Below are 24,204 nucleotides of genomic sequence, written 5' to 3' on the forward strand. Positions count from 1 at the left end.
CTTGAACCGGGCGTCGTAATGACTGTACTTCTTGCTGAACGCCGCTTTGCCATGCGCCTGCCAGGCGGCTACCCATTTGCGCACCGTGCCGTGGTCCACACCATGCCGGCGTGCCACTTCCCTACTGCTGCAGCCTTTGCCTGACAGCAAGTCTTTGACAACAGACCGCTTGAACTGCTCCGTGTACTTCGCCATGAAAAACACCCCAAAGGTTGGATCGGTGTCCAACTTTTGGGGTGCAGTTCATTCGTGTGGGCTTTTTTTATGGTTCATCGCGGGCGCCGAGGCAATGATGCCTGTGATTGCGGTTCTACATCTGCCCCCGCCGGGAGCAGATCTGAGCGATGCGCGAGATCGCGGACGGTTCTCTCGCGCCCGGCATATTCTGCAGGATACACTCGTGGTATGCCTTCTCGCGCGGCAGCAGCATTTCGCCGTTTCGATACAGCGCGTAGCATGAACGCTGTATATAGTTCGATGCAGCCTCATTGCGGGCGTCGCGCAATCCGGCCAGCATACAGTCATCATAGGACGACTGACCATCGGCCAGCGCCGCATGCACGGTCAGGAGGCCCAGCAGGCCGATCGCAGTCCGCAGGGTGGAACTCCATCTGCCATTCTTTACCATGACGTTCCTTATTATGCTTCTCGTCTGTCTGCGTGAGTTTGCGTGGCGTGGACACTGGCCTCGCAGTCGCAGCAGTGTATCAAAGGATGTCATTCATGCTTTGATGGAAGTGCCACCTGGGAGTCGCCATTGGTCTCATGACGACTTCAGTATTGCGAGGTTCGTACGAGGCTCATGCGATTGAGGGAATACTGCTGCTAACGGATGGAGACGCCCCATGACGGACACCGCTTCGCCGCGCCGCAAGCGCACGGCGCGTTTCGTGGAGATCGCCGAAGCCGCCGGCGTGAGCCCCGCCACGGTCGACCGCGTGCTCAACGAGCGCGCCAGCGTGTCCGCCGCGATGCGCGCGCGTGTTGTAGCGGCCGCCCGCCAGCTCGGCGTGCCGCGCGTGTTACCCGAAACGCATCACGGGCTCGTGCATATCGACGTGCTGCTGCCGCAAAATAGCGCGCCGTTTTTCCAGCGGCTGACGCTGGGCCTCGAGCGCTCCATGCAAATGCTCGACCGGCGCATCGTGCTGCGCCGGCAGTTCCTGCCCGAAGCCGACGACGACGTGATCACGCGCGCCATCCTGCGTCCAAACTACAAGCGCGCGGGATTGATCGTCACGACGCATGACACGGAGGCAGTGCGAGACGCGCTGCGCACAGTCATCGCCCAAGGCGAGGCCGTGGTGACGATGGTCACCGACATCGACGCGGTTGAGCGCGTGCATTACGCGGGCATCGACAACCGGCTTGCAGGCCGCACGGCGGGCTATTTCGTCGGGCGCCCGGCAAAAGCGCCGGGCCGCGTGCTGCTGATCTGCTCGCGCAAGGACTATCACGCGCATATCGAACGGATCAGCGGGTGCCGCGAACAGTTGGCCGAATCGTTTCCGCACCTGGTTTGCGACGAAGATGCCGTGGAAACGCTCGACGACGTGGACCAATGCCATCGCGCGGTGCTCAAGTCACTCAAGCGCGGCGGCGTGGTCGGCATCTACAACAGCGGCTATGCGTCGGCGGGAATCGAGGCCGCGTTGCGCAAGGTGGGCGCGACGGGAAAGATCGTGTGGGCAGGCCATGAAATGCTCGACCTGCACCGCCAGTACATCGAACAGGGGACGATGGATATCGCCATCGACCAGGACCCTGACGGGCAAGTCATCTCGGCATTGCAGCACGCGCTGAACGCATGCGGCGTGCTCGAAACGCCCGCGCCTCCGGGGCCAGTTGAGTTCCGGATTTTTTGCTCGGCGAATGTGAGGCGCAATCCGTATCTGGGCGTGGGTCATTGAGTGTCCGGTTTCAAGCCGCGGCGCTATCGCGCGCAGATTCCTTCTCGACTTCTTGCCACAACTCGCGAATCCAGTCGCGCATGAGCAACGATTCGCGCCAGCGGTCGGTCGTGTCGTTGCCATCCGGCCCGATGATCGCGTAAGGCTGCGGCCCCAGTTCGCAGGTGAACGCGAGCGTGTCGTCCGCGCTTGCACGCTTGCGCCACGAACGAAAGCCGTAGCGCCACCAGTCGAGAAAGAGATCCACCCATTTGCGGTGCGGCGCGAAAGAAAGCTCGATCTGCACCTGCTCGCGGCTCGCCACGCGGCCATGAAACGCCCACGAAGCGTCGAGTATGCGATGCATGAGCGCGTGATTCTCCTGCGAAACCGGCCACGCGAACTCGCGCCCTACGAGGTAGTGCGAAATGTCGCCGAGCAGCTTGAGGGCCGGCCGCGCGTCGAGCAGATCGAGCGTGAAATACAGGTCCGTCGTCATGCGGTCGCGATGCGTTTCGATGTAGACCGGTATATCCACCTGCTCGGCCAGCCGCTGCCAGCCGTCCAGCAAGGCGAGCGCCTCGCGCTGCGTGCGCGGGCGCACGTCGGGCTGAAGGTCGACGTGGTGCAGGCCGAATTCGGTTGCAAGTTCGAGCACCGGCTGCAGGTCGTCGACGGTCGTGGGGAAGCATTGGCCTTCCGCCGCCAGCCCGTATGTTTTGCGCAGTTCCGCGAGGCGCTTCACGTCCTCGCGCTGCGTGCAATGCGCGCTCACGCCGTCGAAGCCCGCTTCGGCGATCATCCGCACCTTTTCTTCGAGCGTGCGCTCGTAGCCATCGGTATGGCGGCGTTCCATCGACCAGAGCGACTGGAACACCAGGAGTCGTTGCGCCATCATGTCTCCGTTCTGCGTCTTAAAGGGCTTCCGTGTTCGACACCGATGTCTCCTTGATCCGGTCGGCCGTGCTTCGAGCGGCACCGTCTTCCTGGAATCCAACATAAGCGGCGCGCCTGCCGCGCTCAACGGAAACCTTGATGAAATTTCGTCAATTTTCGTCCAGGTCGATGTGGTCCATCGGGTTCGTGTGGTCCTGTTCCGTGCCGAGCATGCGCGAAATATCGGCGACGAGCGCATCCACCGCCACGCGCACCTTCGACGGCATGTGCCGCGCCTTCTGCCGCACGACGTGAACTTCGTCGCCCATTACGCTCCTGCTGTCCATGACGAGTTCGAGTCGTCCGTCGCTCAAATACGGGCCCATGAGCCAGCACGGCAGCCACGCGAGACCGGCGCCGGCTGCGGCCGCATCGGCAATCGCCAGCAAGTCGTCGAAGCACAGCCGCGACGCGAGCCGGCACTCCTCGACTTCGCCGCCGGGGCCGCGCACACGCCACGCCGGGCTCTGTCCAGCGCGCCCATACGCGATGCCGGTATGCGTGGCGAGCGCGGCGACGTCCGCGGGCTTGCCGTGTTGCGCGAGATACGCAGGCGACGCGCAGATGCCCATCCGCTGCACACCAAGCCGGCGCGCGACGAGCGTGCCGTGGTCGGGCAGCGTGCCGATGCGCACGGCCAGATCGAAGCCGTCCTCGATGAGATCGGCCACGCGGTCGCTAAACGAGAGTTCGACATTCAGACGCGGATGCTCCTCAACGAGCCGCCGCACCACGGGCGCCACGCACTGGCGCCCGAACAGCACCGGCGCACTGATCCGCAAGCGTCCCGAAGGCTCGCGCCGCCCGTGATCGAAGGCGGCTTCCACGGCACTCAGTTCGCCCAGCACGCGGCGGCACTGCTCGTAGTAGGCGTGCCCCTCGTCGGTGAGGCTCAAGCTGCGCGTGGTCCGCTGCAGCAGGCGCACACCCAGGCGCTGTTCGAGCCGCGCGACGATCTTCGCGACCGCCGAGCGCGTCACGCCAAGGCGCTCGCCAGCGGCAGAGAAGCTGCCCGCGTCCACCACGTCCACGAATTCGGCCACGCCGCTCAGGCGGTCGTTCATTTCCCAGCTCCTTTTGTATCCTTTTAGGCGACAAAGAAACTCCGGAATCTCGCCAATGTCGCCTGGCAAGCAACACTATCATAGGTGCTCCCACTCGTACTGGAGCAGTCATGAACGCATGGAAACTGAAGGCCGGCAGCGGCTATGGCGCACTCGCGCGCACCGACTTCACGCCGCGCGCGCCCGGCCCGCATGACGTGGTCGTGAAGATTCACGCGGCCTCGCTCAACTATCGCGACCTGATGTTCGCGCGCGGCGATTACCTCGGTCTGGGCGACACGCCGCTCGTGCCGGTCGCCGACGGCGCGGGCGAAGTGGTCGAAGTCGGCGCTGCGGTCACGCGCTTCCAGCCCGGCGACCGCGTGATCAACACCTACTTCCCCCATTGGGTGGACGGTGCGCCCGCGCCGTGGAAGGTGCGCGAGTCGGCGGGCGCGCAGTTCGACGGTGTGCTCGCCGAACGCTTCGTCGCTGCGGAAACCTCGCTCGTTTCGATCCCCGCGCACCTGAACTACGAGGAAGCCGCGACGATCTCGTGCGCTGGCATCACCGCCTGGAACGCGATCTTCGCCGATGGCGAGGCGCACCCTGGCGCGACCGTGGTGCTGCTCGGCACGGGCGGCGTGTCGATCTGGGCGTTGCAGCTCGCCCACGCGGCGGGATTGCGGACCATCATCACCTCTTCGAGCGACGAGAAGCTCGAACGCGCCCGCGCGCTAGGGGCGAGCGAGACGATCAACTATCGTTCGCACCCCGAATGGCAGGACGAAGTGCTGCGGCTCACGGGCGGCGAAGGCGCGGATATCGTCGTAGAGGTGGGCGGACGCGATACGTTGCCGCGCTCGGTCGCCGCCGCGAAGATGGGCGGGCTCGTTTCGATCATCGGCGGCGTGACGAGTTTCGCGGGCCCCGAACTGGGGCTGCTTTCGGTGATCGGCGGCATCAAGCGCCTGCACGGCATCATGGTCGGCAGCCGCACGATGCTCGACGACGTCACGCGTTTCGTCGCCGCGCAGCAGATTCGCCCCGTGGTGGATCGCGTGTTCGCTTTCGACGAAGCGCCCGAAGCTTACGCGTGGCTGGAAGCCGGCAAGCACTTCGGCAAGGTGGTGATACGCGTGGCCTGACAGCACGTGTGCAGAAAAACGAAGCGGGCACGCCAGGTGCCCGCTTCGCTTTACATGTGCCGGTCGCTTCAGAAAACCGGATGCCCGTTGATCAGGCTAGGCAGCCACGTCGAGAAGAACGGAAAGTAGGTGACCAGATTGACCGCGCTAAAAATCGCCAGATAGTACGGCCACGCGACCTTGGTCGTCTCCCCGATCGACACGTCGCCAATTGCACAGCCGATGAACTGCACCGAGCCGATTGGCGGATGCACGAGACCCAGCGCGCAGTTCAGCAGGATCATGATGCCGAACTGCACCGGGCCCACGCCGCTATGCATGGCGAGCGGCAGGAAGAGCGGCGTCGTGATGAGGATGTGCGCCGCCATGTCGATGAACGTGCCCAGAAACACCTGGATGATGTTGATGTAGAGAAGCATCAGCCAGGGAAGGGTCGTGGCATGTTCGAGCACGCGCTCGATGGACTCCGGAATCTCCAGATAAGCCATCTGATAGCGCAGCATGTTCGACACCGCGATCAGCAGCAGCACGACGCCCGTGGTCTTGGACGCGCGCGAGAGGGCGAAGAACAGCTTCTCCTTCGTCATCGAGCGATACACGACCACGGTGAGCGCAAGCGAATACACCACGGCAATCGCGGCCGCTTCTGTTGCGGTCGCAATGCCCCGCGCCACGCAGAAGAGAATGATCGCGATCACGAGCAGCCCGGGCAGGGCACCGAGAAACGCCCTCACCACGGCGAGCCAGCCGGGAAATACCTGCAGCTTGGTCGAGCCGTCCGCGCTGAGCGGATAGCCATAGCGGCGCGCCTGCCAGTACGCGGCAATCAGCACGAAGCCCATGACCCACAACACCGGCAGCAGACCCGAGAACAGCAGGTCGCCAATCGAAACGCCGCTCATCTGCTGGCCGTTCAGCGTGCCCGTAATGCCTTGCGCCGCGAACGCGTAGATGATCATGTTCGTCGAGGTCGGCATCAGCGCGCCCGCCAGCGACGAGTGCGTCGTCACGTTGACGGCGTAGGCCGCGCTATAGCCTTCGCGCTTCATGAGCGGAATGACCACGCCGCCCATGGCCGACGTATCGGCAGAAGGCGAACCGGAAACGCCGCCGAACAGCGTGCACGCGACGACATTGGCCATGCCGAGTCCGCCGCGAAAATGCCCCACGGCGGCCTGGGCGAAGCGCAGGATGCGGTCGGCAATGCCACCGTGCAGCATCAACTCACCGGAGAAGATGAAGAACGGCACCGCGAGAAACGAAAACGCGTTCATGCCCGAGATCATCGACTGCATTGCAGTAGCGGCCGGCAGTCCTTCGTAAAGGTACGTGCTGACGCAGGCGAGACCCAGGGAGAAAGATACCGGCACCCCAACGGCGAGGAGCACCAAAAAACTGAGCGAAAGAATTGCGAGTTCCATGTTTGCCCTACTTTGCCTTGCGTACGAACAGTGCCAACAGATGCTCGAGCGAAAACAGCACGATGCAGGTGCCGGCCACGACCGGAATGACATAGCGCACCGCTTCCGGCACGCCGAGAATCGCGATGCGGTCATCCATGGTCGTTTCCGCCATTTGCAGGCAGCCGAAGAAAATCGCCACGCCAAGCGCGATCAGGCAGACGTGCTGGAACGCCTCCGCGATCAGTTGTCCCCGCGGGGAAAGCTTCTTGACGAGCGAATCGAGACCGATATGCCCGCGCTCGCGTACCTTCAGCGCGGCGCCGAACATGGCGATCGTGACCACCAGCAGCAACGCGATCGGCTCGACGAAATCGGGTGCGTTCTCAAACACATAGCGCATGATCACGCCATAGAAGACGAGAACCGTCAGCGCGGCGAGCGCGACAGAGGCCAGGATCGTCAGCAGGCGAAACAGTAAATCGTTGGGGAGTTTCAGGAAAGTCATGATCTATCCTTGCACGGCACACCCTGCACAACTGCGTTTTTTCGACTCCGCGCCGCTTGCGACGCGGAGCCCCGGGCTTTAGTGAATCGCCTGGATTTCGTCCACGATCTTCTTCATATCGGGCGTCTTTTCATACTTCGTCCAGACCGGCTGCATGGCCTTCACGAAGGCCGCGCGATCGATCTGCGCAGCCGGAATGATGCTCGCGCCGCCCTTTTCCACCGTCTTGCCCGCCGTGTCTTCGCGCGCCGTCCAGAGCTTCACGTAGTACGGCACCGAGTCGGCTGCGGCCTTCTTGATGATCTCCTGCTCCTGCGGCGTGAGCGTGTCCCATACCTTCTTCGAGAACACGAGCACTTCAGGCGTCATGGCGTGGTCCGTCTCGGAGTACACCTGCGCCACTTCGTAGTGCCTGGTTTCCTCGTACGACGGCAGGTTGTTTTCCGCTGCGTCCACGAGGCCCGTCTTCAGGCCCGTATAGACTTCGGCGAACGGCATCGGCGTGGGCGTGCCGCCCATGGCCTTGATTTCGTCGACCATGAGGTCAGACGGCTGCACGCGCACCTTCAGGCCTTTCATGTCGGCCGGCGACTTGATCGGACGCTTCGCGTAGATCGAGCGCGCGCCGCTCTCGTAGAACGTCAGCGCGATCATGCCCTTGGCCTTGAACGCGTCGAGAATCTTCTGACCTTCGGGGCCGTACATCACCTTGCGGAAATGGTCGATGTCGCGAAAGAGGAACGGCAGCGAAGGAATCATCGATTCCGGCACGATCTCGTTGAACGCGGCGCCATTGGCGCGAACCATATCGAGTGCGCCAATGCGCACCTGATCGATCGTATCGTTCTCCGAACCGAGTGCGCTGTTGCCGAACACCTTGATGGAGTCCTTGCCGCCCGTGGCCTGCGAAATTTCCTCGCCCATGTGCTTGAGCGCCATGTTGGTCGGGAAGGTGTCGCTGTGAACGTCGGCTACACGAAACACGCGCGCGTGCGCGGCGCCCGCGGTGAGCGCGAGAGCCGCCGCCAGTACGGTCATTGCGGTCTTTGCGGTGCGTGCGCTACGTGAGTTGCGAAAGGTCTTTTTCATCGCTTGCCCCTAGAATGGAAGAGTTGTTTTCGAGCCGTGTTTGGGCTGATTAGCTGGCCAACCGGGTGTCTCAGAACCGGTGGATGATGCCTGCACCGACTGCGACCATGCTGCGGGACGAAGACGGCGTGGTCTGGAAGCCGTCACCGATCGTCGCGGTCGCGTTGATGATCTGCGTACCGTTGCCTGCCGGCGTGAGGGTCTTGCCGTTTGCACGCCGAAAGCCTGCAACGCGTAAAGTCCCGTGCGCCCGGAAAGCGTGTAGTACTCCGAGAGATTGAACTGCTGGTATTGCGCGCGGCTCGTGATGCCGTTGGTTCGCGTTGCGCGCGCGTGTTGTAGCCCGTCGCGAAGTCGTATCGACGATGCCGTAGAGCGCGACACTGCTTTGCGCAAAGGCGGGCGCGGCGCCCGCAATCGCCACCCCGACAACAGCGCAATTCAAGGCGCGTGTTCTCCGCCATTCTCCGATCTCCTTTTGTTCTTCGCGTGCCACTTCTGGAAAACGTTTTCTCGAATTTAATGCGTTCCTTTCGAAATGGCTAGTAGGTAGTTACGCGGAGCGGCGCAGCGTTGGCGCGTGCGAGTTGGCGAATCGGAACAGGCGTGACGAAGCCGCTGGCCGTTGATTGGCGGCCAGCGAGCAGGAAGTTCAGAGATCAGGGAGTCAGCGGCAGGCGACGGTCGAGTCGCGCACGACGAGGCGGGGTTCGAGCACGACTTGCTCGACATCCGCGCGGCCGGCCAGGACGTCGACGAGCTTTTGCATGGCCAGCTCGCCCATTCGCTCGCTCTGCCCGTCGATCGTGGTCAGGCGCGGCTCTACATATTCGCCATAGGGCACGTTGTCGATGCCGGCGACCGAGACGTCCTGCGGCACGCGAAAGCCGAGCGACCTGGCCTCCTTCATGAAGCCGAGCGCGATAAGGTCGTTGTAGCAGATCACCGCCTGCGGGCGCTTCGGTCCCAGCATCACCCGCGAACAGGCCTGCTCGCCCGCCTGGGCGGTCGGCGCGTGCGTCTCGTACACGTCGAGCGTGAGGCCGGCCTCGGCCAGCGCCTCGGTTGCGCCGGCAATACGCTCGTCGTTGATGGTCGCCGCGGCGAACCCCAGATAGGCGACATGCCGGTGCCCGAGATTGAGCAGATGACGCACCAGCATGGAAGTCGCGAGCCGGTTGTCGAAACCGACGGTGGGGATGTCGAGCCCGCGCACGGTCCTGAGCATGACGACCGGCTTACCCAGATTCATCGTCCACCTGGCGATTTCCTCGGAAGCGCGCGAGCTGACGATGAGCCCGTCCACGCGCGGCGCGAGCGCCTCGATGAGCGAGCGCTCGCGCGCGAGATTCTCTTCGGCGTCCACGAGAAGCAGCGTGTAGTCGTGCTGGAGCGCCACGCGATTCGCGCCCTTGACCACGTTCGTGAAGTGCGGGTTCGCGATGTCCAGGATAGCGATGCCGATGGTGCGCGTGCGCCCCGTGATCATCGAGCGCGCAAGCGGATTGGAGCGGTAGCCGAGCCGCTCGATGGCGTCTTTGACCTTCGCCTCGACCGCCGGCGAAAAGCGTTGCGTGCCGTTCACGTACTTCGATACCGTCGCGACCGAGACGCCGGCCATCGCAGCGACATCGCGAATCGTCGGGGAACCACTTTTCATAGGTTGGCAACGCCAGGGATGATCGACGGCGAGCATTGTCGCAGAAACAGACCTGGGGTGAACCCCTGTGTTTGCCGCAGGTATTCCTCCATTGACGCTGCGACTCCCGATGGCTATATTCGGAAAACGTTTTCCTCGCGTTAATCAATATCAAAATAATTCCCAGGGAGCCCTGATGTCGCAACACACACTTGCAGCCAAACCTTTCGGTCGCCTTCTTCTTACGGGCGCGGGCGGCAATCTGGGCCGTCAGTTGCGCGGCGCGCTCGCGAACTGGGCCGACATCGTTCGCGTCAGCGACATCACGGGGCTGGGCGACGCGGCGCCGCACGAGGAAACGCGCCATGTCGACCTCTCGGATCGCGAGGCGGTCATGCAACTCGTGGAAGGCGTGGATGCGATCGTGCACCTGGGTGGCATCTCCATCGACGCGCCGTTCGACGATCTGCTCGAAGCCAACATTCGCGGCACGTACAACCTCTATGAGGCCGCGCGCAAGCACGGCATCAAGCGCATCGTCTACGCAAGCTCCAATCACGTCACGGGCTTCCATCCCGTGACGAGCGTGCTCGATACCGATGCCGCGCACCGGCCGGACAGCCTGTACGGCGTGACGAAATGCTTCGGCGAATCGCTGTCGCGCTATTACTTCGATCGCTTCGGCATGGAAACGGTATGTCTGCGCATCGGTTCGTCGTTCGAAGAACCGAAGAACGCACGCATGCTCGTCACGTTCCTGAGCTATCGCGACTTCATCGAACTCGTGCGCTGCTCGTTGTTCACCAACCGCGTGGGTCATGCGATCGTCTATGGCGTGTCGGACAATCCGGCAAGCTGGTGGGACAACAGCAAGGCGGGATTCCTGGGCTACCGGCCGCGCGACAGCTCGGCGGCGTACGCCGAGCGCTTCCCTGCCGCCGCGCCAAACGCCGAGCTTGCGGACGCTGCGCAGCAGTATCAGGGCGGCCCGTTCGTGCTTGGCGAGCCGATGCAAGGCGCTGAACTCTAATCGGACTCCTGATAAAGCGGCCGACCGGCTCGATGGCCTGTAGGCCGACCGCTCTGGCCGCGAAGCGGCTGGGCGGTGTTACGCGGCGGTTGACAGTTAGTTGCACATTTACCAGCACCACGCGCCCACGGCCGCTTGCGCCCGCTTGCGCCCGGCGCCGGATACAACCTGCAGGCTGTATTTTAAAATTACAGCCTGTGATTTGTATTTTTGCTTTACAGCGTATAGACTGTATTCGACTGCCGCGCGTTTCCATTTGCATCGGCCGTTTGCATCGGCATTGAGCCGCCCGGAGTTGCCGTGGACTACACTCTCAAGACCCTGAGCCAACTGCGCCCGATTCTCGTCGGCTTCCGCAAGAAGGCCGGCCTCACCCAGAAAGACGTCGCCGCGCGGCTCGGCATCTCGCAGCAAAGCTATGCCGCGTTCGAGGCGAATCCAGAAGCGGCGAGCGTCGAGCGGCTCGTTCGGGTCTTGCGGCTCGTCGACGTCGAAATCAAGCTCGGCGCGCCCGAAGCCAAGGCCGCGCCGGTCGCAGCGAAAGCCGTGCCCCGCCCGGCGAGAACCCCTGTGGCCGCAGCCAAGATGTCGAGCGCGGCCAAGCCCCCGGCCGCCAGCAAGCGCGCCAGCGTCACGCCAGCAGCCGCAGCGCCGCAGCGCCAGTCCGCCGCCCCCCGCAAGCCGAGGGAGAACTGGTGAGCGCACGCCCACGCCTGCCCAACCGGCTCGACCTGTGGATGAACGGCCTCCCGGTGGGCTACTGGGAGAACGTGCGCGGCAACGAACGCCTTGTGTACCTCGACAGCTGGCTAGACGACGAACAAGGCCGCCCTCTTTCCCTCTCGCTGCCGTTCACGCCCGGCAACCAGCCGTATCGCGGCCAGATCGTCGCGGATTATTTCGACAATCTGCTGCCGGACAGCGACCGCATCCGCAGACGCATCGCCGCTCGCTACCAGGCTGGCGGCACCTCGCCGTTCGAGTTGCTCGCCGCGCTCGGCCGCGATTGCGTGGGCGCGCTGCAGATTCTTCCCGCCGGCGAAGCGCCCGCCAGCCTGAAGAGCATCAAGGGGCGCGCCCTGAGCGAAGGCGACATCGCGCAACTGCTGCGCGAAACCACCGCCACGCCGCATGCGGGCGAGCACGATGCCGTGGACAGCCTGCGGCTGTCGATCGCCGGGGCGCAGGAAAAGACCGCGCTGCTGCGGCATGGCGGGCAGTGGCTGCTTCCGCAGGGCAGCACGCCGACCACGCACATTCTGAAGCTGCCGCTCGGCCTCGTCGGCAACATGCGCGCCGACATGCGCACCTCGGTGGAAAACGAGTGGCTGTGCACGCAGATCATCGCGGCCTACGGTTTGCCCGTCGCGCCGTGCGAAATCGCGCAATTCGAGGACGCGAAGGCGCTGGTCGTGGAGCGCTTCGACCGGCGTCTTTCCAGCGACGCCAGATGGATCGTGCGCCTGCCCCAGGAGGATCTGTGCCAGGCCACGGGCACGTCCGGCCTCGCCAAATACGAAGCCGACGGCGGCCCTGGCATCGACGCGATCATGCAAGTGCTGGACGGCTCCGCGCAGGCCACGGCCGACCGCCGCAACTTCTTCGTCACGCAAATTGTCTTCTGGCTGCTCGCGGCAACGGACGGCCACGCGAAGAACTACAGCATCGCGCTGCTCCCCGGCAGCCAGTACGCCGCCACGCCGCTCTACGACGTGCTCAGCGCGCATCCTGTCGTCGGCCGGGGCCGCAATCATATTGCGCCGCAGCGCGTGAGCCTTGCGATGGCCGTGTGCGGACGCAACCGGCACTATCGCGTCGAGGAGATCTATCCGCGGCACTGGATCGCGCAAGGCCAGCGCGTGGGATTCGCCGCGGCGGACGTTGAAGCGATGCTCGCGCAGGTGGCGGCGCAAACGCCTCGCGTAATCGAAGCCGTCTCGGCGCAGATCCCCGCCGAATTCCCCGCAGACGTAGCCGACGCCGTTTTCGCCGGCATGCGCAGGCTCGCCGCGAGGCTTACCGCTTAGGCGAAATCAGCTGCACGCAAGCTGCTCGTCGTCGATCGCGCGCGTGAGCAGGTCGAGAAAGGCCTGCATGGTTTGCGGCAGCGTGCGGCCCGCCATTGTCTGGATTTGCAGCGTGCGCTGATGCAGCTCCGGGTTCGTGAGCGGCACGGCGGCAAGCCCCTCCACTTCGAGACGGCCGCGCACGGTGAGAAAACCGGTGAACGTCACGGCATCGGTCAGGCGTACGAATCTTTGCAACGCCACATGATAGTTGCTGACAAACACCGGCTCGAAGATCAACCCGTCGAGGCTGCACGCGATGTCGAGGAGCTGGCGGATCGTCACACCCTGGCTGTTCATGGCGACCGGCCACGGGATCAAATCGCGCAACGACAGCGACTCCCGCGCCGCCAGCGGATGATCGCGCCGCATGAGCGCGAATATCGGTGCGCGCTGCGAATAGTGCACGGCAATCTCTTTCTCCGGCGCGAGGCTGAAGCACAGCGCGATATCGGCCGTGCCCTCCCGCACACGCTGCGTCGCAACAGAAGGCGCCGAGACGTCCAGCTGAAAATGCGTTTGCGGATACGTCCTGAGAAAGTGCGCGAACACCTGCGGCAAAAAATCCGGCGCGAGGCCTTCGGAACTTGCAATGCGTAGCGTCGCGCGGCCCCCTTCGCTCAGCCCGCGAATCTCGCCGACCACGCGCTCCGTTTCGAGCAGGCTGCGCCGGGCGTGCTCGGCGAGCAGGCGCCCTGCCTCGCTCAGCACCATGCCGCGCGGGCGCCGTTCGAATAAAGGCGTGCCGAGTTCCTCTTCGAGCCGGGCGATCTGGCGGCTGAGCGCAGAAACGGCGACGTAAAGCCGCTCGGACGCCTTGCTCAGCGAGCCGCTGCGGGCCACTTCCAGAAAATAGCGCAGTGCGGTGTTGTCCATGTCGATGAGCGCGGTCCCGTCCGCTTTGCCGTTTCGGCAAAGATAAATCACAAATATTGTAATTGTGCAGAAATATCGGCGGTTGCAGGATCGTTCGACAGCTTCAGACGGCCTAATACAGACGGAGACGCATGTTGACCCGTGACACCGCCATTCAAACCGCAGCCGGTCAATACGATTCAGGCCGCTTCCTGAACGATCTGCGCCGCCGCGTGGCGTTTCGCACCGAGAGCCAGGAGCCGGAGAGCGGCGGCCGTTTGCGCGGCTATCTGGACGAGGAACTCACACCGCTCCTCACCCAACTGGGCTTCACCTGCCGGGTCGTCGAGAATCCCGCCAAAGGCGCGGGCCCGTTCCTGATTGCCCACCGCCACGAAGACGATGCGCTGCCCACCGTGCTCAGCTACGGTCACTGCGACGTGGTGCGCGGCTACGACGCGCAATGGCGCGCGGGCCTCACGCCGTGGGACGTGACCGTCGACGGAGAGCGCTGGTACGGCCGCGGCACCGCCGACAACAAAGGCCAGCACAGCATCAACCTCGCGGCACTCGAGGCCGTGCTCGACGCGCGCTGCGGCAAGCTCGGCTTCAACCTCAAGCTGCTCTTCGAAACGGGCGAGGAAGTCGGCTCGCCGGGCCTGCACGAACTGTGCACCCGCTTGCGCGACGAACTCGCGGCCGACGTGCTGATCGCCTCCGACGGACCGCGCCTCTCCGCGCACCGCCCGACGATCTTTCTCGGCTCGCGCGGCCTCGTCAATTTCAAGCTCGAACTCACGCTGCGCGAAGGCGGCCATCATTCGGGCAACTGGGGCGGCCTGCTGCGCAATCCGGGCGTCGTGCTCGCGAACGCGATCGCCTCGATGGTCGACGCGCGCGGCAAGATCCTCGTAGAAGGCCTGCGCCCGCCGCCGGTTCCGGAATCCGTGCGCCGCGCGCTTGCCGATATTCGCGTGGGCGGCAATCCGGGCGAGCCCGAGGTCGATCGCGACTACGGCGAGCCGGGCCTCACGCCAACCGAGCGCGTGTTCGGCTGGAACAATCTGGAAGTGCTTGCGTTCCGCACGGGCAACCCCGAGAAACCCGTGAACGCGATTCCGCCGCACTCCATCGCTTACATGCAGATCCGCTTCGTCGTGGGCACAAACTGGCAGAACCTCGAACACATCGTGCGCGCGCACCTCGACGAGCACGGCTTCGACATGATCGAACTCGAGGTGGAGCGCGGCGCGCCGGCCACGCGTGTCGATCCCGACAACGCCTGGGTGCAGTGGGCGCTGCGCTCGCTGCGCGAGACCACGGGAGCCGACCCGGTGCTGCTGCCGAACCTGGGCGGCACGCTGCCCAACGACGTATTCTCCGAGGTGCTCGGCATGCCCACGCTCTGGGTGCCGCATTCGTATCCAGGCTGCTCGCAGCACGCGCCGAACGAGCACCTGCTCGGCCCGGTCGTGCGCGACGGTCTGCGCATCATGGCTGGCCTCTTCTGGGACCTCGGCGCAAGAGAGGCCGGCGCGTCCAATCCCGCACCGCATCCAACAACGCTTGCATGAGGACGTCCCCATGAGCATCGATTCCCTCCCCGCGCACGGCAGCGAACCCTGGTCAGAGCCCGCTCAGAGCACTTCAGGCAAGAACGTCTCGCGGCTCATCCTCGCGACTTCGATAGGTAACGCGCTCGAATTCTATGACCTGCTAGCGTACGGCTACTTCGCCTCGACGCTCTCGAAACTCTTCTTCCCCGTTCACAACGCGACGATGTCGCTGCTGCTCACGCTCGGCACATTCGCGCTCTCGTACCTCGCGCGGCCGTTCGGCGCGCTCGTGCTCGGCTCATACAGCGACCGCAAGGGCCGCAAGGCGTCGCTCACGCTCTCCATTGCGATGATGACGATCGGCACCGGTATGGTCGCGCTGATGCCCACCTACGCGACGATTGGCATACTCGCGCCCATCGGCCTTTTTGCCTCGCGTCTTCTGCAAGGCTTTTCGGCGGGCGGCGAGTTCGGCAGTTCCACCGCCTTCCTGATCGAGCACGCGCCGCAGCGCAGCGGTTTCATGTCGAGCTGGCAGTTCTCGAGCCAGGGCGCGAGTACGCTGCTCGTCTCCTTGTTCGGCGCGGTGCTGACGGGCACGCTCACGCAGCCGCAGCTCGAAGGCTGGGGCTGGCGCATTCCCTTCTTGTTCGGTGTGCTGATTGGGCCCGTCGGACTATATATCCGCAGACGCATGGACGAAACGCCCGAATTCGAGCGCATCGAAAAAGCCGAGTCGCCCGTGCGTGAGTTGTTCGCCACGCAGAAGGCGGGCGTGATTGCATCGATTGGCGTGCTGATCCTGACCACGTCGGCCCAATACGTGCTCCTCTACATGCCGACCTATGCTGCGCGACAGCTCGGCCTCGCGCCTTCGTCGGGCTTTATCGCCACGCTCGTGGCCGGCCTGATCGCCATCGTGCTCACGCCGATCGTGGGCCACTGGTCGGACAAAGTGGGCCGCACGCGCATCATGTTCGTGGCGGGCGTGCTGTTCCTGCTGACCGTCTATCCCGCGTTCATGTTCGTGAACGCCCATCCTTCGCTGACCACGCTGCTGGCCGCCGTGGTCTGGATCGCGGTGCTGAAAGTCACCTATTTCGCCTCGATTCCGGCGCTCATGGCCAGCTTCTTCCCCACGCGCACGCGCACCACGGGCATGGCGCTCGCCTACAACGTCGGCACGACCGTGTTCGGCGGCTTCACGCCGCTGGTCGTGGCCGCGCTCATTGCGGCGACGGGCAACAATCTCGCGCCGGGGCTCTGGCTGATGTTCGCGGCAGTGTTGAGCCTCGTTACGCTGAGCTGGGCGCGCGTACGCCTCGATGCCCGTTGAACCGGCGCCGTACATGAACGCAAAAAGGAAACACGCACGTATGCAACACGAGTTGCCGCAGGAAATTCAGGACGCCATTCAGTTTTCCGTCGATCACGAATCGGCATGGGACCGTAACGCCGATGGCAACTTCGGCGTGCACGTAAATGACCCGCCGCCATGGAACCGCTTGCTCGGCCCCATTCACGATCGCGGCCCGGTGTCCGGCGCCATCGCTGTGAATGGGCGCCCGCTCGCGCAATGGGGCGAGCCCGATCGGCCCGATCTGACCTTCAGCATTGCGAAGACGTATCTGGCGCTGCTCGCGGGCGTGGCGCACGACCGCGGCCTCCTGCCCGATCCCGACGAGCCCGTACACGTGCGAGTCCCAGGCATCGGCTTCGACGATGACCACAATGCGCGGGTCACGTGGACGCATCTGCTGCAACAAACGAGCGAATGGCAAGGCAAGTGCTTCGGCCTTTCCGATCAAGCCGATCACTATCGCGCCGTCACGTTCGGCGAGCCGCCCAACGGGAAGAAGGGCGATTTGCGCCCTTTGCGCGCGCCCGGCTCGTATTGGGAATACAACGACGTGCGCATCAACCAGCTTTCGCTCGCGCTCCTGCATCTGTTCTGTCGTTCGTTACCCGAAGTATTTCGCGAGACGATCATGAGACCCGTTGGCGCGAGCGAGAACTGGCAATGGGTCGGTTACGACGACACGTGGATCGACCAGGGTGGCAAACGCGTGCAGTCGGTGCCAGGCGGCTCGCATTGGGGCGGCGGCATGTCGGTGAGCGCAAACGACCAGTTGAAGGTCGCGCAAATGCTGCTCGACGATGGCGTAGCCTCGGGCCGCCGCGTGCTGTCGAGCGAATGGATCGCGCGCATGCGCACGCCCTGCCCGCTCGCGCCGTTCTACGGCTCGCTGGTCTGGCTCAACACGGGGCGGCGCATGTTTCCGGACCTGCCCGAGTCGAGCTGGTTTGGCGTTGGCGCGGGCAGTTCGTTCATGTGGATCGAGCCCGAGCGCAAGATCGCGTTGATCGTGCGCTGGCTCGATTCGCAATTCGCCGATGCGTTCTTCGGCAAGATGCTGCACGCCGTGGATGCCGTGTGCGCACGCCAGGGCACGAGCACGCTGGGGACCTAGCGCATCGCCATTTCCAGCACCCGCGCCACGTGCAGCGCCGTGGCGTTTGCGCCGTCGTGGATCTGGTGGCGACAACTCGTGCCATCCGCCACGATGAGATCGGCGCGATCCGCCTGGCGCACGGCGGGCAACAGCGAAAGCTCGGCCATCGCCATCGAGGCTTCGTAGTGCTCCGCTTCGTAGCCGAAGCTGCCCGCCATTCCGCAGCATGACGATTCAATCGGCTTCACATCCAGGCCCGGAATCCAGCCCAGCACCGTGAGCACGGGCCGGAAGGCGTCGAACGCTTTCTGGTGGCAGTGGCCGTGCACCCACGCGCGCGGCGCGTCGAGTTCGTGCAATGCCAGATCGAACCGGCCAGCGCCTTTCTCGCGCACGAGGAATTCTTCAAACAGGAACGCCGCGGCCGACAGCTTGCGCGCTTCGTCGCCGTAGCCGTATTGCAGGAATTCGTCACGCATGGAGAGCAGGCACGAAGGTTCGAGCCCGACGATCGAAACGCCGCGCGCCACGAACGGCATGAGCGTATCGAGCAGGCGCCGCGCCTCGCGCTTCGCCTCGTCCACCAGTCCCGCTGCGAGGAACGTGCGGCCGCAGCATAGCGGGCGTTCATCGCCGCGCACATTGAAGTGCACGAAATAGCCGGCCGCTTCGAGCACCCGTTGCGCGGCGCGGGCGTTTTCAGGCTCAAAGTTGTCGTTGAAGGTGTCGACGAACAGCACCACTTCTTTCGTTGCCGCTGCTGCGTCCTGCTTTGCGGCCGCAACCTCCGCAAGGAACGAAGGCCGGAACTGCGGCAGCGAGCGTTGCGGCGCGAAGCCGAGCACGCGCTTCGCCCAGGCGGATACGACAGGGATGCGCTCGCCAGCCGCCGCAAAGCCGCCTGCTTGCGCCGCGCGACGCGCATAGCGCGGCAAAAACGCAATCATCTTCTCGCGCAGCCTCAGGCCGTGCTTCATGTTCCATGCCGCACGCGCCTCGATCTTCAGCTTCGCCATGTCCACACCGGTCGGACAGTCGCGCTTGCAGCCCTTGCACGACACGCACAGATCGAGCGTGTCCTTGACGTCGTCGCTCGCGAGTCCGTCCTCGCCCAACTGCCCCGAAATCGCAAGCCGCAACGTGTTCGCGCGGCCACGCGTCACGTGTTTCTCGTCTTTCGTCACGCGATAGCTCGGGCACATCGTGCCCGCGTCGAACTTGCGGCAGTGGCCATTGTTGTTGCACATCTCCACCGCTTTCGCGAGGCCGCCAGTCAGGTCGTCGCCGCTGCCGGGCGGCGTTTCTACACCCGTTAGCGGGTCACGGCCCACGTCCCACGCCGACCAGTCGAGCATCGGTCGCATCTGGCGCTCGCGATATCCCGGCGCGAAGCGGAACAGCTTCGTGTCGTCCATCTTCGGCGGCCGCACGATCTTGTCGGGATTGAAACGGTTCTCGGGATCGAACAACTGCTTGATTTCCATGAACGCCTGGTTGATCTTCGGTCCGTATTGCCAGGCAATCCATTCGCCGCGGCACAGACCATCGCCATGCTCGCCCGAAAACGCGCCCTTGTACTCGCGCACCAGTTCCGCAGCCTGCTCCCCTATCGCGCGCATTTTCGCCGCGCCGTCGCGGCGCATGTCGAGTATCGGCCGCACGTGCAGCGTGCCGACGCTCGCGTGCGCGTACCACGTGCCTTCGGTGCCATGTTGATGGAAAATTTCGGTCAGACGGCTCGTGTACTCCGCGAGATGTTCGAGCGGCACGGCGCAGTCCTCGATGAACGAGACGGGCTTGCCGTCGCCCTTCATACTCATCATGATGTTCAAGCCCGCCTTGCGCACCTCCCAAAGCGCCTTTTGCTCGTTCGCATCGCTCATCTGCACGACCGAATCCGGCAGGCCGAGGTCGCCCAGCAGTTCGACCAGCTCATCGAGCCGTCGCACCTGTGCGTCGCGCTCGTCGCCTGCGAATTCGACCAGCAGGATCGCATCGGGTCTGCCTGCCAGCGCCTTTTCGATCACCGGCCTGAAGCCCGGATTGCCAAGCGCAAGCTCGATCATCGTGCGATCGACTAGCTCGACCGCGGTCGGCTTGAGCTTGACGATGTGCTGCGCCGAGTTCATTGCCTGCCAGAACGTGGGAAAGCTCACCACGCCCAGCGTTTTGTGCGCGGGCAGCGGCGCGAGCTTCAGCGTGATCTGCCGGCTGAATGCGAGCGTGCCCTCGGAGCCCACGAGCAGATGCGCGAGATTCGCCACGCCGTCGTCGGTATAGGCGAGCGGGTTCTTGCAGTCGAACAGATCGATGTTGTAGCCGGCCACGCGGCGCAGCACCTTCGGCGTGCGTTCGGCGATCTCGCCGCGCTCGCGCGTGGCGATGCGCTGCACGCCTTCGAGCAGCGCCGCCAGCCGCGCGCCCTCGCGCGGCATCTTCAACGACTGGAAGCGCGCTTCGCTGCCGTCCGCGAGAATCGCGTCGATGCCGAGCACGTTGTGCACCATGTTGCCGTATTCAATCGAGCGCGAGCCACACGAGTTGTTGCCCGCCATGCCGCCGATCGTGCACTGCGCGGCCGTCGAAACATCTACGGGAAACCACAACCCGTGCGGCTTGAGCCACGCGTTCAGATGATCGAGCACGACGCCCGGCTCGACCGTCACCGTGCGCGCATCGGCGTCGAAATCGACGATGTTGTTGAGCCACTTCGACGTGTCGATCACGAGCGCTTCGCCCACCGTCTGCCCGCACTGGCTCGTACCCGCGCCGCGCGCCAGCACGGGAGCGTGCTCGAGGCGCGCCACTTCCAGCGCGGCGCGCAGGTCGTCCTGATCGCGCGGCACGGCCACGCCGATGGGCATGATCTGATAGATCGAGGCGTCCGTTGCGTAACGGCCGCGGCTCGCGGCGTCGAAAAACACGTCGCCGCGCAGGGCTTCGCGCAGGCGCCGCGCGAGCGGCGAGCCGTGGCCCGCACTCGAGGGAACCAGATGAACCGGCTTGACCAGCATGCCCGAGGTGCGTGCGCCTTCCATTGCCGTTCACACTCCTTGACGAGAACCCGTGGGTTCTTCTGCCTTCTTGCCCAGCTCGAAGCGGCTGTCCGGCTGCATGCGGAACGCGAGAATCACGCCGCACCCCATCAGCGCCATGCTGCCCACGAACGGCAGATCCCAGTTGCCGAAGCGGTCGATCAGAAAGCCGCCCACCACGGGCGAGATGATCGCAGCCAGCGCCGAGCCCGTGTTCATCATGCCGCTCGCCGTGCCAGAGAACTCCGGTGCGATATCCATGGGAATTGCCCACATCGGCCCGATCGTCATCTCCGCGAAGAAGAAGCCTGCCGCGAGGCACGCCATGGAAATGACGGGGTCGTGCACGAACATCAGCGGCACGAGCACGATCAGCGTGATGAGCATGCACACCGAGACCATCCAGCTGCGCGCGCGCTTGAGGTTGCCCGTGCGCTGAAGGAGCCAGTCGGTCACGAGGCCGCCGAGCGTGTCGCCCACCACGCCCGCGAGGAACACCACCGAGGCGAAGATCGCCGACTTGCCCAACTGCAGGTGATAGTTGTGCAGGAAGTATTGCGGAATCCAGCTAAGGAAAAGCCACAGCGTCCAGCCGTAGCAGAAGTAGACGATCGTCACCGGCATCATGCGCTTGAAGAGCGCCATCCACGGCAGGCCTGTCGCGCGTGGCTTGGGCGGCGGCAGGATCGCGAGTTCGGCCTCGGTGATGCGCGGGTGATCCTTCGGGTGTTCGGTGAACGTGAACGCCCACACCACCACCCACAGCAAGCTGAGCGCGCCGCAAACATAGAACGACTCGCGCCAGCCGTAGCGCGCCATCACCAACACCACGACCGCGGGCGCCACCGCATTGCCGATGCGCGACGCGGAGTGCGTGATGCCCTGCGCGAAGCCGCGCCGCTCTTTCGCGACCCAGCGCGACATGGCCGAGGTCGAGGCGGGAAACGTTGCGCCCTCACCGAAGCCGAGCAAGAGGCGCGCAGCGAGCAGCGCGGCGAGGCCGCCCGCCATGCCCGTGAGAATAGTGGCCACACCCCACAATGCGCCGCAGAAAAGCAGCGTGCGGCGCGCGCCGAAGCGGTCGCTCACCCAGCCGCCGATGATCTGAAACAGCAAATACGGATACGCAAACGCCGAAAAAACCAGCCCGACCTCGGTATGCGATAGCTGGAACTCCTTGCCGAAGCCCGCCGCCGCCGTGCTCACGTTCACACGATCGAGGTAGGTGATGAAGTACATGACGCAGAGCATGATCAGCACGATGCTGCTCGCGCTCGTCAATCGATACCGTTTCATCGTCTGTCTCCGTTGCTCTATCGGCCGCATCGCCCTTCTCGAAGTGGCGTCCGGCATGGGAACGACCTGCCATCACCTGGAATCGGCCCGTCAAGCCGCGCCCCGTGCGCGGCATGTGCAAACGCGCTGGTTTCAGGCTGCTTTCAGCGACACCACATTGGGTTGCGCCGCGAGATATTCCATCGCGGCGGGCAAGCCGCTGTCCTTCAAGGGCACGCCCGCAACGCGCAGGCCCATCTCGCAGCCGGCCAATGCCGCCAGCAGCGTGAGGTCGTTGCAGTCGCCCAGATGCCCGATACGGAACATGCGCCCCTTGACCTTGCCGAGGCCCGTGCCGAGCGAAAGATCGAAGCGCTCGTAGATGATCTTGCGCACGGCATCCGCATCCACGCCTTCGGGCATCATCACGCCCGTAAGCGCGGGACTGTAGACGGCGGGATCGGCGCACTGGATCTCGAGGCCCCATGCGCGCACCGCGCGCCGGCACGCCTCGCCCAGCCGCTGATGCCGCGCGAACACGTTGTCGAGCCCTTCGTCCTGCAGCATGTCGAGCGCTTCGGAAAGGCCGTAGAGCAGGTTCGTGTTGGGCGTGTACGGCCAGTACCCGCTCTTGTTCATCTCGATGATCTCAGCCCAGCCCCAGAAGCTGCGCGGCAGCTTTGCATGCTCGCTCGCGGCCAGCGCCTTCGCCGAAACGGCGTTGAAGCTGATGCCCGGCGGCAGCATGAGACCTTTCTGCGAGCCGGAGACGGTCACGTCCACGCCCCATTCGTCGTGGCGATAGTCAGCGCTCGCGAGACCCGAAATCGTGTCCACGAGCAGCAGCGCCGGGTGCGCCGCGGCGTCGATCGCGCGGCGCACCGCGGCGATGTCCGACGTCACACCGGTCGAGGTCTCGTTGTGCACCACGCAGACGGCCTTGATGGCGTGCTGCGCGTCCTCGCGCAGCCGCTTTTCGATCATGTCGGCCTGCACGCCGCGCCGCCAGCCTTCAATGCCAGGCAGGCCGAGAAATTCCGGCTTCAGGCCAAGGCGCTCGGCCATCTGCTTCCATAACGTCGCGAAATGGCCCGTTTCGTACATCAGCACCGTGTCGCCGGGGCTCAGCGTGTTGGCGAGCGCGGCTTCCCACGCGCCCGTGCCGGAGGCCGGGTAGATCACCACCGGCTGCTGCGTCTTGAAGATCTTCTTGATGCCTTCCAGCACCTTGAGCCCGAGCACGCCAAACTCGGGGCCGCGATGGTCGATGGTCGGATAGCTCATCGCACGCAGGATGCGATCGGGCACCGGGCTCGGCCCGGGAATCTGCAGGAAGTGGCGACCAGCGGGATGGAAATCGAGCTTCAACATGCAATCGCTCCTGTTTTGAATTTTGCATTCAAAAAACTATAATCCAGTCAGCTCATGCGCAGACAGACAATTCTGATGTGGTTTACCCCAATCACAGCTTGCTTCTTTGGGGTCCTGTCCTTGGGCTAGAATTCGCTGGAAATCGATGAGAATGCCTTTTGCATGCAAAACCCGAACCTGAACCCCTCTGTCGTCAGCCCGGATCTGCCGCCCATTGCGCGCCAGCAACTCCATGACACCGTCGTCGACCATCTGCGACGGTTCATCGTGGAAGGCGTGCTCGAGGCTGGGCGCAAGCTCAACGAGCGCGAGCTGTGCGAAACCCTGGGCATCTCGCGCACGCCGCTGCGCGAGGCGCTGAAGGTGCTCGCGTCCGAAGGGCTAATCGAGATTTCGCCGAATCGCGGCGCCTCGGTCTCGAAGATGTCGGAGGCGGAGCTGCGCGAGACCTTCGAACTCATGAGCGGGCTCGAAGCGTTTTCAGGCGAGTTGGCTTGCGAGCGGATCACCGCGGCCGAGATCGCCGAGATCAAAGCGTTGCACTACGCCATGCTCGCCTGTCGCGCGCAGAACGATCTGGCCGGCTACTACAGTCGCAATCAGGCGATTCACGACAAGATCAACGAAGCGGCCCGCAATTCGGCGCTGCGGCAAACGTATATCGCGGTGAATCGCCGTTTGCAGGCGCTGCGGTTTCGTTCGAACTTCGAAACCCCCAAGTGGGACCGCGCGATCCACGAGCACGGCGAAATGCTCGAAGCGCTCGATGCGCGCGACGGCAAGCGACTCGCGGCGATACTGCGGCAGCATTTGCTCGCCAAACGCGATGCGGTGTTGAGGATTGGGGACACGCCCTCCACGCAGGAATAGCCTGGCGGCTGAGCGACTGGCATCTCGATGCGTCGCGCGCG

21 protein-coding genes and 1 pseudogene are annotated in these 24,204 nt (G+C 64.3%); 9 read left to right on the forward strand and 13 right to left on the reverse strand.

Features of this window, described 5'->3' with window-relative positions:
* Together M3I54_RS28565 and M3I54_RS28570 are read right to left on the reverse strand one after the other, a co-directional pair.
* On the reverse strand, positions 1 to 195 hold a 195-nt coding region (locus M3I54_RS28565; RefSeq protein WP_254336678.1), incomplete at its 3' end, for a transposase.
* Positions 196 to 310: 115 nt separating this feature from the next.
* The gene (locus tag M3I54_RS28570; RefSeq protein ID WP_254342020.1) at positions 311 to 628 is read right to left on the reverse strand and encodes a VF_A0006 family four-cysteine protein; all 318 of its coding nucleotides are present in this window, start codon (positions 626 to 628) and stop codon (positions 311 to 313) included.
* Between the two features lie 217 nt (positions 629 to 845).
* Between M3I54_RS28570 and M3I54_RS28575 the strand changes: the two genes are divergently transcribed.
* Complete coding sequence (locus M3I54_RS28575; RefSeq protein WP_254342021.1) at positions 846 to 1,910, forward strand: LacI family DNA-binding transcriptional regulator; 1,065 nt, start codon at positions 846 to 848, stop codon at positions 1,908 to 1,910.
* Positions 1,911 to 1,920: 10 nt separating this feature from the next.
* On the opposite strand, the gene M3I54_RS28580 is transcribed toward M3I54_RS28575, so the two are convergent.
* Together M3I54_RS28580 and M3I54_RS28585 are read right to left on the reverse strand one after the other, a co-directional pair.
* Entirely contained in the window at positions 1,921 to 2,787 is an 867-nt protein-coding gene (locus M3I54_RS28580; RefSeq protein WP_254342022.1) for a sugar phosphate isomerase/epimerase, read from the reverse strand.
* Positions 2,788 to 2,935: 148 nt separating this feature from the next.
* A complete protein-coding gene (locus M3I54_RS28585) occupies positions 2,936 to 3,889 on the reverse strand; it encodes a LysR family transcriptional regulator (RefSeq protein WP_254342023.1) in 954 nt (317 codons plus the stop codon).
* A 110-nt stretch (positions 3,890 to 3,999) separates the two neighbouring features.
* Between M3I54_RS28585 and M3I54_RS28590 the strand changes: the two genes are divergently transcribed.
* Positions 4,000 to 5,016, forward strand: a complete 1,017-nt coding sequence (locus M3I54_RS28590; RefSeq protein ID WP_254342024.1) for an NAD(P)-dependent alcohol dehydrogenase — start codon at positions 4,000 to 4,002, stop codon at positions 5,014 to 5,016.
* Positions 5,017 to 5,084: 68 nt separating this feature from the next.
* Here M3I54_RS28590 and M3I54_RS28595 read toward each other — a convergent pair whose 3' ends face one another.
* From M3I54_RS28595 to M3I54_RS28615, 5 genes and pseudogenes are all read right to left on the reverse strand, one after another.
* Positions 5,085 to 6,437, reverse strand: a complete 1,353-nt coding sequence (locus M3I54_RS28595) for a TRAP transporter large permease (RefSeq protein WP_254342025.1) — start codon at positions 6,435 to 6,437, stop codon at positions 5,085 to 5,087.
* A gap of 7 nt (positions 6,438 to 6,444) precedes the next feature.
* Positions 6,445 to 6,924 carry a TRAP transporter small permease gene (locus M3I54_RS28600; protein ID WP_254342026.1) on the reverse strand — a complete coding sequence of 160 codons (480 nt, stop codon included), beginning with the start codon at positions 6,922 to 6,924 and terminating at the stop codon, positions 6,445 to 6,447.
* Positions 6,925 to 7,002: 78 nt separating this feature from the next.
* Positions 7,003 to 8,013, reverse strand: coding sequence for a TRAP transporter substrate-binding protein (locus tag M3I54_RS28605; protein WP_254342027.1), 1,011 nt, complete (start codon positions 8,011 to 8,013; stop codon positions 7,003 to 7,005).
* A gap of 70 nt (positions 8,014 to 8,083) precedes the next feature.
* A pseudogene (locus M3I54_RS28610) lies at positions 8,084 to 8,375 on the reverse strand (porin); the annotation flags it as partial.
* A 305-nt stretch (positions 8,376 to 8,680) separates the two neighbouring features.
* On the reverse strand, positions 8,681 to 9,673 hold the full coding sequence (locus M3I54_RS28615; protein WP_254342028.1) for a LacI family DNA-binding transcriptional regulator: 993 nt from the start codon (positions 9,671 to 9,673) through the stop codon (positions 8,681 to 8,683).
* A 175-nt stretch (positions 9,674 to 9,848) separates the two neighbouring features.
* Between M3I54_RS28615 and M3I54_RS28620 the strand changes: the two genes are divergently transcribed.
* From M3I54_RS28620 to M3I54_RS28630, 3 genes are all read left to right on the forward strand, one after another.
* Positions 9,849 to 10,682, forward strand: a complete 834-nt coding sequence (locus M3I54_RS28620) for an NAD-dependent epimerase/dehydratase family protein (protein WP_375542224.1) — start codon at positions 9,849 to 9,851, stop codon at positions 10,680 to 10,682.
* Between the two features lie 300 nt (positions 10,683 to 10,982).
* The gene (locus M3I54_RS28625; protein ID WP_254342029.1) at positions 10,983 to 11,381 is read left to right on the forward strand and encodes a helix-turn-helix transcriptional regulator; all 399 of its coding nucleotides are present in this window, start codon (positions 10,983 to 10,985) and stop codon (positions 11,379 to 11,381) included.
* A complete protein-coding gene (locus M3I54_RS28630; RefSeq protein WP_375542225.1) occupies positions 11,378 to 12,709 on the forward strand; it encodes a type II toxin-antitoxin system HipA family toxin in 1,332 nt (443 codons plus the stop codon). Before M3I54_RS28625 ends, M3I54_RS28630 begins: the two co-directional genes overlap by 4 nt.
* Positions 12,710 to 12,715: 6 nt before the next feature.
* Here the strand turns inward: M3I54_RS28630 and M3I54_RS28635 are convergent, their stop codons facing one another.
* Complete coding sequence (locus M3I54_RS28635; RefSeq protein WP_254342030.1) at positions 12,716 to 13,624, reverse strand: LysR family transcriptional regulator; 909 nt, start codon at positions 13,622 to 13,624, stop codon at positions 12,716 to 12,718.
* Positions 13,625 to 13,758: 134 nt separating this feature from the next.
* Here M3I54_RS28635 and M3I54_RS28640 point away from each other — a divergent pair, with 134 nt between their 5' ends.
* The 3 genes from M3I54_RS28640 to M3I54_RS28650 are packed head-to-tail and all read left to right on the forward strand — an operon-like array spanning position 13,759 to position 17,630.
* Positions 13,759 to 15,177 (forward strand): M20 family metallopeptidase, encoded by a 1,419-nt coding sequence (locus M3I54_RS28640; RefSeq protein WP_254342080.1) that lies wholly within the window; start codon positions 13,759 to 13,761, stop codon positions 15,175 to 15,177.
* Between the two features lie 10 nt (positions 15,178 to 15,187).
* Positions 15,188 to 16,495, forward strand: coding sequence for an MFS transporter (locus tag M3I54_RS28645; protein WP_254342031.1), 1,308 nt, complete (start codon positions 15,188 to 15,190; stop codon positions 16,493 to 16,495).
* Positions 16,496 to 16,535: 40 nt separating this feature from the next.
* A complete protein-coding gene (locus M3I54_RS28650; protein ID WP_254342032.1) occupies positions 16,536 to 17,630 on the forward strand; it encodes a serine hydrolase in 1,095 nt (364 codons plus the stop codon).
* On the opposite strand, the gene M3I54_RS28655 is transcribed toward M3I54_RS28650, so the two are convergent.
* The 3 genes from M3I54_RS28655 to M3I54_RS28665 all read right to left on the reverse strand — a co-directional run bounded on the left by M3I54_RS28655 (position 17,627) and on the right by M3I54_RS28665 (position 23,293).
* Complete coding sequence (locus tag M3I54_RS28655) at positions 17,627 to 20,650, reverse strand: FAD-binding and (Fe-S)-binding domain-containing protein (RefSeq protein WP_254342033.1); 3,024 nt, start codon at positions 20,648 to 20,650, stop codon at positions 17,627 to 17,629. The two genes, M3I54_RS28650 and M3I54_RS28655, sit on opposite strands and share 4 nt — an antisense overlap.
* Positions 20,651 to 20,656: 6 nt before the next feature.
* Positions 20,657 to 21,943, reverse strand: coding sequence for an MFS transporter (locus tag M3I54_RS28660; protein ID WP_254342034.1), 1,287 nt, complete (start codon positions 21,941 to 21,943; stop codon positions 20,657 to 20,659).
* Positions 21,944 to 22,075: 132 nt separating this feature from the next.
* Positions 22,076 to 23,293, reverse strand: a complete 1,218-nt coding sequence (locus M3I54_RS28665; RefSeq protein WP_254342035.1) for an alanine--glyoxylate aminotransferase family protein — start codon at positions 23,291 to 23,293, stop codon at positions 22,076 to 22,078.
* Positions 23,294 to 23,455: 162 nt separating this feature from the next.
* Between M3I54_RS28665 and M3I54_RS28670 the strand changes: the two genes are divergently transcribed.
* The gene (locus M3I54_RS28670; RefSeq protein ID WP_254342036.1) at positions 23,456 to 24,163 is read left to right on the forward strand and encodes a GntR family transcriptional regulator; all 708 of its coding nucleotides are present in this window, start codon (positions 23,456 to 23,458) and stop codon (positions 24,161 to 24,163) included.
* The last annotated feature ends 41 nt before the right edge of the window (positions 24,164 to 24,204 follow it).

The sequence above is a fragment of the Paraburkholderia sp. CNPSo 3274 genome (assembly GCF_024206475.1).
Lineage (GTDB): Bacteria > Pseudomonadota > Gammaproteobacteria > Burkholderiales > Burkholderiaceae > Paraburkholderia.

What these genes read in the sequence shown, in the direction of transcription:
- M3I54_RS28570 (WP_254342020.1), bottom strand. Translation starts at nt 628, where the DNA reads ATGGTAAAGAATGGCAGATGGAGTTCCACCCTGCGGACTGCGATCGGC.
- M3I54_RS28575 (WP_254342021.1), top strand. Translation starts at nt 846, where the DNA reads ATGACGGACACCGCTTCGCCGCGCCGCAAGCGCACGGCGCGTTTCGTG.
- M3I54_RS28580 (WP_254342022.1), bottom strand. Translation starts at nt 2,787, where the DNA reads ATGATGGCGCAACGACTCCTGGTGTTCCAGTCGCTCTGGTCGATGGAA.
- M3I54_RS28585 (WP_254342023.1), bottom strand. Translation starts at nt 3,889, where the DNA reads ATGAACGACCGCCTGAGCGGCGTGGCCGAATTCGTGGACGTGGTGGAC.
- M3I54_RS28590 (WP_254342024.1), top strand. Translation starts at nt 4,000, where the DNA reads ATGAACGCATGGAAACTGAAGGCCGGCAGCGGCTATGGCGCACTCGCG.
- M3I54_RS28595 (WP_254342025.1), bottom strand. Translation starts at nt 6,437, where the DNA reads ATGGAACTCGCAATTCTTTCGCTCAGTTTTTTGGTGCTCCTCGCCGTT.
- M3I54_RS28600 (WP_254342026.1), bottom strand. Translation starts at nt 6,924, where the DNA reads ATGACTTTCCTGAAACTCCCCAACGATTTACTGTTTCGCCTGCTGACG.
- M3I54_RS28605 (WP_254342027.1), bottom strand. Translation starts at nt 8,013, where the DNA reads ATGAAAAAGACCTTTCGCAACTCACGTAGCGCACGCACCGCAAAGACC.
- M3I54_RS28615 (WP_254342028.1), bottom strand. Translation starts at nt 9,673, where the DNA reads ATGAAAAGTGGTTCCCCGACGATTCGCGATGTCGCTGCGATGGCCGGC.
- M3I54_RS28620 (WP_375542224.1), top strand. Translation starts at nt 9,849, where the DNA reads ATGTCGCAACACACACTTGCAGCCAAACCTTTCGGTCGCCTTCTTCTT.
- M3I54_RS28635 (WP_254342030.1), bottom strand. Translation starts at nt 13,624, where the DNA reads ATGGACAACACCGCACTGCGCTATTTTCTGGAAGTGGCCCGCAGCGGC.
- M3I54_RS28645 (WP_254342031.1), top strand. Translation starts at nt 15,188, where the DNA reads ATGAGCATCGATTCCCTCCCCGCGCACGGCAGCGAACCCTGGTCAGAG.
- M3I54_RS28650 (WP_254342032.1), top strand. Translation starts at nt 16,536, where the DNA reads ATGCAACACGAGTTGCCGCAGGAAATTCAGGACGCCATTCAGTTTTCC.
- M3I54_RS28655 (WP_254342033.1), bottom strand. Translation starts at nt 20,650, where the DNA reads ATGGAAGGCGCACGCACCTCGGGCATGCTGGTCAAGCCGGTTCATCTG.
- M3I54_RS28660 (WP_254342034.1), bottom strand. Translation starts at nt 21,943, where the DNA reads ATGAAACGGTATCGATTGACGAGCGCGAGCAGCATCGTGCTGATCATG.
- M3I54_RS28665 (WP_254342035.1), bottom strand. Translation starts at nt 23,293, where the DNA reads ATGTTGAAGCTCGATTTCCATCCCGCTGGTCGCCACTTCCTGCAGATT.
- M3I54_RS28670 (WP_254342036.1), top strand. Translation starts at nt 23,456, where the DNA reads ATGCAAAACCCGAACCTGAACCCCTCTGTCGTCAGCCCGGATCTGCCG.